The organism is Pseudomonas sp. D2002 (assembly GCF_013385735.1).
Taxonomy (GTDB): Bacteria; Pseudomonadota; Gammaproteobacteria; order Pseudomonadales; family Pseudomonadaceae; genus Aquipseudomonas.
This window is the reverse complement of the sequence record NZ_JACAPL010000026.1, coordinates 5060-14461: the sequence shown is the minus strand read 5'-3', so window position 1 is coordinate 14461 and position 9402 is coordinate 5060. Positions and strand designations below refer to the sequence as shown.

Below are 9402 nucleotides of genomic sequence, written 5' to 3'. Positions count from 1 at the left end.
GAGCCCTTTTGGTTACTTTTGGGGCTCTTTTCCAAAAGTGACCCGCCGTAAGGGCGGAACCAATACCAGCCGTGACCGCAGAAATGGATATGTACTCCGAAAAAGGCCAACCTGGTCGGCCCTAAGGCCGCCACGCCAAACAGCACATACATCCAATTCCCAAACCCCAACACCCCCCAAACTCCCCCTATCGCTCACTCTCCAGGGGGGAACACACAACCATGGACCCAACACCCAAAACCAGCCCCGACGAAGTCGTCACCCTGGTCGTCAAACACCTGATCAAACCCGGCCGCGAAGCCGACTACGAAGCCTGGCTACGCCGCATCGTGCGCATCGCCGGCGAACGCCCCGGCCACCTCGGCGTCGACATCGTACGCAGCAAACAAAACCGCCTGGCGCTGTTCACCTGCGTCCTGCGCTACCGCTCCACCGACGATCTCGAGCGCTGGCTCGACTCCCCCGAACGCCGAGCCCTGATCAACGAAGCCGCGCCCATGCTCGCCGACGGCGACAACACCGAAATCGGTGCCGTCAACGAATTCTGGTTCGCCCCGCTGGCCGACAGCGCCGCCAAACCCCCGCGCTGGAAACAAGCCGTGGTGACCCTATTCGTAATCCTGCCGCTGACCCTGCTGATCCCGATCATCTGGGGCCCGGTGTTGCGCCTGCACCCGTTCCTCTCCAACTACGTGGTCGCCACGTTCCTTGTCACCGTCACCATCGTGCTGCTGGTGGTCTACCTGCTGATGCCGGCCGCCACTCGCCTGTTCGCTCCCTGGCTTGAAGCCTCCGTAAAGGAAACCCTATGAACGCCGATCTGATTCTGTTCAATGGCCAGTTCCATACCGTGGACCGGGAAAACCCGCGCGCAACCGCCGTCGCCATCCACCAGGGCCGTTTTGTTGCGGTCGGCACCGACGGCGAGGCCATGGCCTTGCGCGGCAGTGGCACCCAGGTCATCGACCTCAAGGGCCGCACCGTCATCCCCGGCCTTAACGACTCGCACCTGCACCTGATCCGTGGCGGGCTGAACTACAACCTTGAGCTGCGCTGGGAAGGCGTGCCGTCCCTGGCCGATGCGCTGCGCATGCTCAAGGACCAGGCAGACCGCACGCCCACGCCGCAATGGGTGCGCGTGGTGGGCGGCTGGAACGAATTCCAGTTCGCCGAAAAACGCATGCCGACCCTGGAAGAGTTGAACCAGGCCGCGCCGGACACGCCGGTATTTGTGCTGCACCTGTACGACCGCGCCTTGCTTAACCGCGCCGCCCTGCGCGTGGCCGGCTACACCAAGGACACGCCAAACCCGCCGGGCGGCGAGATCGTGCGCGACAGCCATGGCAACCCCACCGGCATGCTGGTGGCGCGGCCCAACGCCATGATCCTGTATGCGACCCTGGCCAAAGGCCCGAAATTGCCCCTGGAATACCAGGTCAACTCGACCCGCCAGTTCATGCGTGAGCTCAATCGCCTGGGCCTCACCAGTGCCATCGATGCCGGTGGTGGTTTCCAGAATTATCCCGATGACTACGCGGTGATCGAGCAACTGGCCAAGGACGAGCAGCTGACGGTGCGCATCGCCTACAACCTGTTCACCCAGAAGCCCAAGGAAGAACTCAGCGACTTCAAGAACTGGACTGGCAGCGTCACCCTGCACCAGGGCGATGACTACCTGCGTCACAACGGCGCCGGCGAGATGCTGGTGTTTTCGGCGGCGGATTTCGAAGACTTCCTCGAACCGCGCCCCGACCTGCCGCTGACCATGGAACAGGAACTGGAACCGGTGGTGCGCCATCTGGTCGAGCAGCGCTGGCCGTTCCGCCTGCACGCCACGTATGACGAATCCATCTCACGCATGCTCGACGTGTTCGAGAAGGTCAACCGCGACATCCCATTTAATGGCTTGCCGTGGTTTTTCGATCACGCCGAAACCATCACGCCGAAAAACATCGAGCGCGTGCGCGCCTTGGGCGGCGGTATTGCGATTCAGGATCGCATGGCGTTCCAGGGCGAATATTTTGTCGAGCGTTACGGCGCCAAGGCTGCCGAAGCCACGCCGCCGATCAAGCGCATGCTCGCTGAAGGCGTGCCGGTAGGCGCGGGCACCGATGCCACGCGGGTGTCGAGCTACAACCCCTGGACCTCGCTGTATTGGATGGTCAGCGGCCGCACCGTCGGTGGCCTGGAACTGCACGCCGAAGGCCTGCCGCGCCTGACTGCGCTGGAGTTGTTCACCCACGGCAGCGCCTGGTTTTCGTCGGAGCAGGGCAAGAAAGGCCAGATCAAGGTCGGCCAGCTGGCGGACGTGGCAGCGTTGTCGGCGGACTTTTTCAGTGTCGATGAAGAAGCGATCAAGTGGATCGAATCGGTGCTGACCGTGGTCGGCGGCAAGGTGGTGTACGGCGCCGGCGACTTCGAAGATTTCGCCCCGCCGCGCGTGCCGGTGCTGCCGGACTGGTCGCCGGTGGTCAAGGTGCCGGGCCACTGGCGCCCAAGCTCGCCGGTGCAAGCCCAGGTGCATCAATGCAGCGGCCCGTGCGGCGTGCATTCCCATAGCCATGAAAAAGCGCGTCTTTCCAGCGTGCCGATCAGCGACTTCCAGGGTTTCTGGGGCGCGTTTGGCTGCTCGTGTTTTGCCTTCTAAAACCCCCACTCTCAATCAAAAACAGGAGCTACCCCATGACCTACAAACGCTTGAACAAAGACGACGCCGTGGTGCTGTTGGTGGATCACCAGACCGGCTTGATCTCGCTGGTGCAGGACTTCTCGCCCAACGAATTCAAAAACAACGTGCTGGCGCTGGCCGACGTGGCCAAGTTTTTCAAGCTGCCGACCATCCTCACCACCAGCTTTGAAACCGGCCCCAATGGCCCACTGGTGCCGGAGTTGAAAGAACTGTTCCCGGACGCGCCGTACATCCCGCGCCCTGGCCAGATCAACGCCTGGGACAACGAAGATTTCGTCAAGGCGGTGAAAGCCACTGGTCGTAAACAACTGATCATCGCCGGTGTGGTCACCGACGTGTGCGTCACCTTCCCGACCCTGGCCGCGCTGGCCGAAGGCTTCGAGGTGTTTGTGGTGACTGACGCGTCCGGCACCTTCAACGAAGCCGTACAACGCGCGTCGTGGGCACGCATGAGCGCGGCCGGTGCACACTTGGTGAACTGGTTCTCGGTGGCCTGCGAGCTGCAGATCGACTGGCGCAACGACATGGAAGGCCTGGCCAACCTGCTGTCGCCGCGCATTCCCAACTACCGCAACCTGATGAACAGCTACTCGGCGTTTACGGCCAAGTAACTCCCCACCTGATCGTTCCCACGCGCAGCGTGGGAATGCCTCCCGTGACGCTCCGCGTCACCTCTCACGCCGGACGCAGAGCGTCCGCAGCTGCATTCCGTTGCTGCGCGTGGGGACGATCGGTTGTGGTGTGGCGACTGACAGGCTATAAAACCGCAAAATGTCCACCGAGAAGCGACAATGAACCCCTTCGAAGACATGCGCCTGTTCTGCCAAGTCATGGAGTCCGGCAGTTTCACCGCGGCCGCCGAGCAATTGGGCTTGTCCAAACAGTTCGTCAGTCGCCGCCTGATCCAGCTGGAAGACCGTCTCGGCGTGCGCCTGCTTAACCGCTCTACGCGCCGTCTGGACGTTACGCCACTGGGCCAGAGTTACTACGAATCCGCCTTGCGCCTGCTCAGTGAAGTCGAGCAAGTGGAGCAGGGCATCGCCGGCCAGAACAGCGAGCCGCGCGGTACGATTCGTCTGAGTGCACCGTTGTCGTTTGCCATGGCTCACCTGGGCTGCCTGTTGCCGTCGTTCCTGCAACGCCACCCGCACGTGTCGGTGGAAGTCGACCTCAGCGACCGCCCCGTGGACTTGATCGGCGAGGGCTACGACCTGGTATTGCGCATCGGCACCCTTGAAGATTCCACCCTGATCGCGCGGCGTATCGCCAGCGTGCAGCGGGTGTACTGCGCCAGCCCCGAGTACCTGGCCCGGCGCGGCACACCGCTCAAACCCGATGACCTCGCCGCCCACGACTGCCTGCCCTACGGCCATGGTCGCCAGGTGCAATGGCGCTTCCAGACCAAGGGCAAGCTGCACTCGCTGAATGTCAGCGGGCGCATGCGCGTGAATAACGGCGAGTTGTTGCGTGACACGGCGATTGCCGGGTTGGGTGTTACTTACCTGCCGACGTTTATCGTCGCTGACGCCTTGAAAGATGGGCGCCTGGTCACGCTGCTGGAAGACTTTGCCCCCGACGCGCTGACCTTATCGGCGGTGTATCCCCAGCATCGGCAAAGCTCAAGGCCGGTGCAGGCGCTGGTGGAATTCTTGCGCGAGCGCCTGGCAGGTGGTTGCTGAGCCACTGACACAACATCGCACAACTGTGGGAGCGGGCTTGCTCGCGAAAGCGGTGGGTCAGTCAGCTTATCTGTAGCTGATCCACCGCATTCGCGAGCAAGCCCGCTCCCACATTTGGTTAGGTGTTCGGCTCAGAGATCGACGAGGTTGGCCAGTGTCGAGCCCTGCACATACCGCTGCAAATTCGCCAGGAACGTCTCGGCAATCTCCTCTTTGCTGTTGGTCGAAATCGCCGAGGTATGCGGCGACAACCTTACCCGTGGATGGCCGTACAACGGATGCCCATCCGGCAGCGGTTCCGGCTCGGTCACGTCCAGCGACGCCAGCCCAATCCGGCCATTATCCAACGCCTCCAACAACGCCTCCTGATCGAGCAAACCACCGCGCGCGATGTTGATCAGGTGCAACCCCGGCTTGGCGCTGCCGAGCACATCGCGGTTAACGATATGCCGCGTGCGCTCGGTCAGCGGCGCCGCGAGCACCAGATGGTCGGCGCGGGCGAACAGGTCGTGGATATCCCGAGCGGCTTCTACGCCGTCCACGTCAAAAGGTGCAGGGCTCTGGCGCAGTGCAACCACGTTGATGCCGAGCGCCAACGCCTTTTGCGCAAGGCTCTTACCAATCGCGCCAAAACCGAGAATGCCCAAGGTAGTGCCCTTGAGCGGGCGCAATGCGGTGAAATTCCACTGCGCATCCTTCACCCAGATATCCGGCAAGTGCTTGGACGCGGCAAAGATCGCCGCCAGGGCGAACTCGGCGAGGTTGTCGGCGGCGCTGCCACGTGAAGTGGTCACCGGTGGGCCGTTGAACAGCCATTGCGGGTAGAAGTCGATGCCCGACGACACCAGGTGCACCCACTGCGCACCATAGGGCCAGCCTGGCGGCGGGGTGTCAGGCGCGGTGTAGCCGCGCACGTTGATCGGGCGCAGCAACAGAATATTGGCCTGGGGCGGCAAGTCACTCGGCACACCGACGGGCACGCCGATCACCTGGGCTTCAGGATGAATCGAGGCGAGGCGTTCGCGGATCACCGCGTTGTAATCTTCGTCCAACTGGCTGGCAATAATCACCTGACTCATGCGCGTTCCTTATTCATTTCGGGCCACGTTGGGCGAACACAGCTTTGCCGACGCCTTGCAGCACGGCGTCGTTTTGTGGGGTATGCACGCGGCTGCACAGCACGTCGCGGTAGTGACGTTGCAGCGGACTGTGGCGTGACAGGCCAGGGTTGCCCGAGGCTTCGATGGCCAACTCGACGGCGCGGATCGCATTGCCGGTCACCAGGTACTTCAACTGCGCGGCATTGGCGGCTGGGGTGTGGCCTTCAGCGGCGGCATCCAGCAGGCTGCGGTTGGCAAACAGCAGCGTGTCGATATGCCCGACGGTTTCCTGAAAGCGCGGCAAGGTCGACAGGGCTGCACCGAGATTGGATGGCTTGCGCTCCTCCAGCCACTGCACCAGCCAGTCCCGCGCAGCCTGGGCCACGGCGTCATAGACTGAGGACAGCAGCACCGACATCCACAGCAAACCATCGCCATCCAACTCCGGCTGCGGCGCACTCCAGGGGCTGACGCTGACGGCGTGGTCCAGCGGCACCAGCACGTTGTCGAGCACCACTTCATGGCTGCACGTGGCGCGCATGCCGAGGTGGTCCCAGGTGTCGATGATGCTTACGCCGGGGCTGTTTTTGCGCACCAGCCAGGCGCCCACCAGCGGGTCGGCGTCATCACTGCGCGCCCACACGCTGAACCAGCTCAGGCCGTGGCTGCCGGTGGAGTAAATCTTGCGCCCACTGATGCGCCAACCCTCGGCGGTGCGCACGGCGGTAGTCGCCGGCAAACCGCCACGGGCCGGCGTGCCGAGGTCGGGTTCGACGCGCAAGGCGTTGATCAGCGCGCCGTCGCGCACCGCGTCTTCAGCCACCTGCACGCGCAAGTGTTGGGGCCAGGTCTTGCTGTCTTGCAGGCGCGTGTGTTGCAGGTACTGCATCACCAGGATCAGCGCGGTAGACGGCTCGCCTTTGGCAATCGCGCTGATCGCCTTGCGTGCCTGGGGCAAACTCGCGCCGCCGCCGCCGAGGGCCTTGGGCACGGTGAGCGCGACCAGGCCGTGGTCGTGCAGCCGCTTGAAATTCTCGTGGGGGAAGGCGCCGCTATCGTCGTACAGGTGCGCAGTGCTCGCCAGCTCGGCGCTGAGGCGTTCGAGCAAGGCTTCGAACTGCGCCGATCCTTGTGGGAGCTGGCTTGCCTGCGATGGCGGTGGGTCAGCCACCTGTAACGCATGCCCAGAGACCGCTATCGCAGGCAAGCCAGCTCCCACATTCGCGAGTCGGTTCAGATGTTTGCTCATGCCAGCACTTCCTGTTGCTCTTCGACCTCAGCGGCAACGCTGTAGCGGTTGGCCGGCACATCCAGGCCGAGGTTGTCGCGCAGGGTATGGCCGCTGTATTCGGTGCGGAACAGGCCGCGCTGTTGCAGCACCGGCACCACCAGTTCGGTGAAGTACTGCAAGCCATCGGGCAGCACCGAGTTGATGATGAAACCATCGCTGGCGCCGGACTCGAACCAGGTCTGGATCGCATCGGCGACTTGCTCCGGGGTGCCGACAAAGTCGCGCTTGGGCCGCGAAAAGCGCAGGGCCACTTCACGCAGGGTCAGGCCTTCGTCCTTGGCCAGTTGCTTGATGCGGTCGGAGCCGCCTTTCTGGCTGTTGGCACCCAGGTCGCCGAGCTCCGGGAATGGCGCGTCGAGTGGGTATTGGCTGAAGTCGTGGTCGTTGAACGGGCGGCCAAGGGCGACAATGGCGTCCTCCACGGTGACCAGGTCCACGGCCTGCTGATAGCGGCTTTCCACCTCGGCGGCATCACGCCCGACAATCGGGCGGATGCCCGGCAGGATCGACAGGCTACTGGCGTCACGCCCGAAGCCTTTGGCGCGGCGCTTCAAATCGGCGGAGTAGGCTTTGCCTTCTTCGAGGGTTTCGACGTGCACGAAAATCGCATCGGAATGCTCGGCGGCAAAGTTGCGCCCATCCTCCGAGGTGCCGGCCTGGAAAATCGCCGGCTGGCCCTGGCGCGAACGCGCGATGTTCAGCGGGCCTTTGACCGAGAAGAACTCGCCTTTGTGGTTCAGCGCGTGGAGCTTTTGCGGGGTGAAAAACTCGCCGCTTTGCTTGTTGTAGGTAAAAGCGTCGTCTTCCCAGGAATCCCACAAGCCCCTGACCACGTTCAGGTGCTCCTTGGCGATGCGATAGCGCACGGCATGCGGTGGGTGTTCGGCCTTGCCGAAGTTATCGGCGGTGCCGCTGAGCCATGAAGTGACCACGTTCCAACCGGCGCGGCCGCCACTGATGTGGTCCAGGGACGCAAACTGGCGTGCCACCTGATAGGGCTCGGTGTAGCTGACCGTCACCGTGGCGACCAGGCCAATGTTCGTGGTCAGCGCGGCGAGGGCCGAAAGAATCGTCAGCGGCTCAAAGCGGTTGAGGTAATGCGGGCTGGATTTGGCGTGGATATGCAGGCTGTCGGCGATGAACACGAAATCGAATTTGGCGCCTTCGGCCAATTCGGTCTGCTGCTTGTAGAAGCCAAAATGGGTGCTGGCATTCGGTTGCGCCTGCGGGTGGCGCCATTCGCCCCAGCCGTGACCGACGCCGTGCACCATAGCCCCCAGCTTCAAATGGCGTGCTTTCAAGTGACGTGGCTTGCTCATGTTCTGCTCCTTGCTTAGCGCGATGCTTGGGAAGTGGGGAAACGCTCGGCGTTAAAGCTCTTGTCGAAGCCTTGGGACACGTCGATGCGCTTGGGCAGCAGGCCTTCTTGCTGATAGGTGTCGGCCGTGGCCTGAAGGCCTTTGATCACCGTATCGTCAATGATGACGGGGCTCAGGTGGGTGTCCTTGGCCACCTCCACGTGCACGGCCAACGGCAGGCCAGTGATCCTGGATTGGGCGGCGGCGTATTCATTGGGGTGCACGTTGGCCCACGCATAAGCGCGATCGACACGGGCGACAAAGTCGTCCAGTTGAACGCGCTTGTCGGCGATGGCCTGGCGGGTGGCGGCGAAGTACAGGTGATTGCTCAGCAGCTGGTTGCCGCTGACCAGTACTCTGGCCTGGCTTTGTGCGGTGACCACGGTGGTGTAAGGGTCCCACGTGGCCCAGGCGTCGACCGTACCGTTATCCAGCACCAGGCGGGATTCTGCGGGCAGCAGGAAAATGAATTGCACATCCTTGGTCGTCAGCCCGGCGCTGGCCAGGGCCTTGATCGCCAGATAGTGGCCGATGGAACCGCGCCCGGTGACGATTTTCTTGCCTTTGAGGTCGGCCACCGTCTTGATCGGCGAATCCTTGGGCACCACCAGGGCGGTGGTGTTGCGCCCTTCGGCGTGGATGATGCTGACCACTTTAAGCGACGCCCCGGCGCCCAGGGCGAATACGTAGGGCGCATCGCCGAGCGCGCCGATATCCACGGCGCCGGCATTCAAGGCTTCGCCCAACGGCGAAGCGGACGGGAACTCCGACCACTGGATTTCGTAAGGCACATTTTTCGTCTCGCCGGAAACTTCCAGCAGCGCCTTGATCGTCGATTTCTGATTGGCGACCCGCAGCGGTTGCAGGTCGGCGGCGTGGGCGCTGGAGATCAGGCCGAAGGCCAGGGCAGTGCCCAGGAGCAGGCGTTTGAACGGGGTGGAAATGAGCATGGGATGCAGGCTCCAGGCAAAACGGATAAGAGGTTGGCTACCTCCGCCTGGAGAAGGGGTCGGTGTGTGGCTTCACGTTATTCCCATAAAAACTCGCTGTGAAGTTCTTTTTGGTTATATGTTAATTATTAAAATAATTGATTATGTGTTGATTGATTATTCCCTTATTGCATTAGGTGCGGCGCTGCGCGCTAACGCAAAAAGCCCACTCGCCATGGCTGGGGCGTTTATGGCGAGCAGGCTGAGGGCGACTGCGCCGTATTGAAAGCGAGAGGCAGGCATGGGGCTGTTTCCATAGATGAAAGAACACCGCACAACCCCTGTGGGAGCGGGCT

General features: G+C 62.6%; 9 protein-coding genes. 5 read left to right on the top strand and 4 right to left on the bottom strand.

Annotated elements, in window-relative coordinates:
• Positions 1–221 precede the first annotated feature (221 nt).
• The 4 genes from HX783_RS29385 (at position 222) to HX783_RS29370 (ending at position 4368) form a co-directional block, all read left to right on the top strand.
• On the top strand, positions 222–812 hold the full coding sequence (locus tag HX783_RS29385) for an antibiotic biosynthesis monooxygenase (protein WP_177019197.1): 591 nt from the start codon (positions 222–224) through the stop codon (positions 810–812).
• A complete protein-coding gene (locus HX783_RS29380) occupies positions 809–2647 on the top strand; it encodes an amidohydrolase (protein WP_177019196.1) in 1839 nt (612 codons plus the stop codon). Before HX783_RS29385 ends, HX783_RS29380 begins: the two co-directional genes overlap by 4 nt.
• A gap of 35 nt (positions 2648–2682) precedes the next feature.
• Entirely contained in the window at positions 2683–3300 is a 618-nt protein-coding gene (gene ycaC, locus HX783_RS29375; RefSeq protein ID WP_128590381.1) for an isochorismate family cysteine hydrolase YcaC, read from the top strand.
• 180 nt (positions 3301–3480) lie between these two features.
• A complete protein-coding gene (locus tag HX783_RS29370; RefSeq protein ID WP_177019195.1) occupies positions 3481–4368 on the top strand; it encodes a LysR family transcriptional regulator in 888 nt (295 codons plus the stop codon).
• A gap of 131 nt (positions 4369–4499) precedes the next feature.
• Here HX783_RS29370 and HX783_RS29365 read toward each other — a convergent pair whose 3' ends face one another.
• The 4 genes from HX783_RS29365 to HX783_RS29350 are packed head-to-tail and all read right to left on the bottom strand — an operon-like array spanning position 4500 to position 9067.
• Positions 4500–5447, bottom strand: a complete 948-nt coding sequence (locus HX783_RS29365; protein WP_177019194.1) for a D-isomer specific 2-hydroxyacid dehydrogenase family protein — start codon at positions 5445–5447, stop codon at positions 4500–4502.
• Positions 5448–5460: 13 nt separating this feature from the next.
• Entirely contained in the window at positions 5461–6717 is a 1257-nt protein-coding gene (locus HX783_RS29360) for an acyl-CoA dehydrogenase family protein (protein ID WP_256347363.1), read from the bottom strand.
• The gene (locus HX783_RS29355) at positions 6714–8078 is read right to left on the bottom strand and encodes an LLM class flavin-dependent oxidoreductase (RefSeq protein WP_177019193.1); all 1365 of its coding nucleotides are present in this window, start codon (positions 8076–8078) and stop codon (positions 6714–6716) included. Before HX783_RS29355 ends, HX783_RS29360 begins: the two co-directional genes overlap by 4 nt.
• 14 nt (positions 8079–8092) lie before the next feature.
• Positions 8093–9067, bottom strand: coding sequence for an ABC transporter substrate-binding protein (locus HX783_RS29350; RefSeq protein ID WP_177019192.1), 975 nt, complete (start codon positions 9065–9067; stop codon positions 8093–8095).
• Between the two features lie 64 nt (positions 9068–9131).
• Between HX783_RS29350 and HX783_RS29345 the strand changes: the two genes are divergently transcribed.
• Positions 9132–9332 (top strand): hypothetical protein, encoded by a 201-nt coding sequence (locus HX783_RS29345; protein ID WP_177019191.1) that lies wholly within the window; start codon positions 9132–9134, stop codon positions 9330–9332.
• Positions 9333–9402 lie beyond the last annotated feature (70 nt).

Coding starts and splice junctions, on each gene's coding strand:
- HX783_RS29385 (WP_177019197.1), top strand. CDS start 222: ATGGACCCAACACCCAAAACCAGCCCCGACGAAGTCGTCACCCTGGTC.
- HX783_RS29380 (WP_177019196.1), top strand. CDS start 809: ATGAACGCCGATCTGATTCTGTTCAATGGCCAGTTCCATACCGTGGAC.
- ycaC (WP_128590381.1), top strand. CDS start 2,683: ATGACCTACAAACGCTTGAACAAAGACGACGCCGTGGTGCTGTTGGTG.
- HX783_RS29370 (WP_177019195.1), top strand. CDS start 3,481: ATGAACCCCTTCGAAGACATGCGCCTGTTCTGCCAAGTCATGGAGTCC.
- HX783_RS29365 (WP_177019194.1), bottom strand. CDS start 5,447: ATGAGTCAGGTGATTATTGCCAGCCAGTTGGACGAAGATTACAACGCG.
- HX783_RS29360 (WP_256347363.1), bottom strand. CDS start 6,717: ATGAGCAAACATCTGAACCGACTCGCGAATGTGGGAGCTGGCTTGCCT.
- HX783_RS29355 (WP_177019193.1), bottom strand. CDS start 8,078: ATGAGCAAGCCACGTCACTTGAAAGCACGCCATTTGAAGCTGGGGGCT.
- HX783_RS29350 (WP_177019192.1), bottom strand. CDS start 9,067: ATGCTCATTTCCACCCCGTTCAAACGCCTGCTCCTGGGCACTGCCCTG.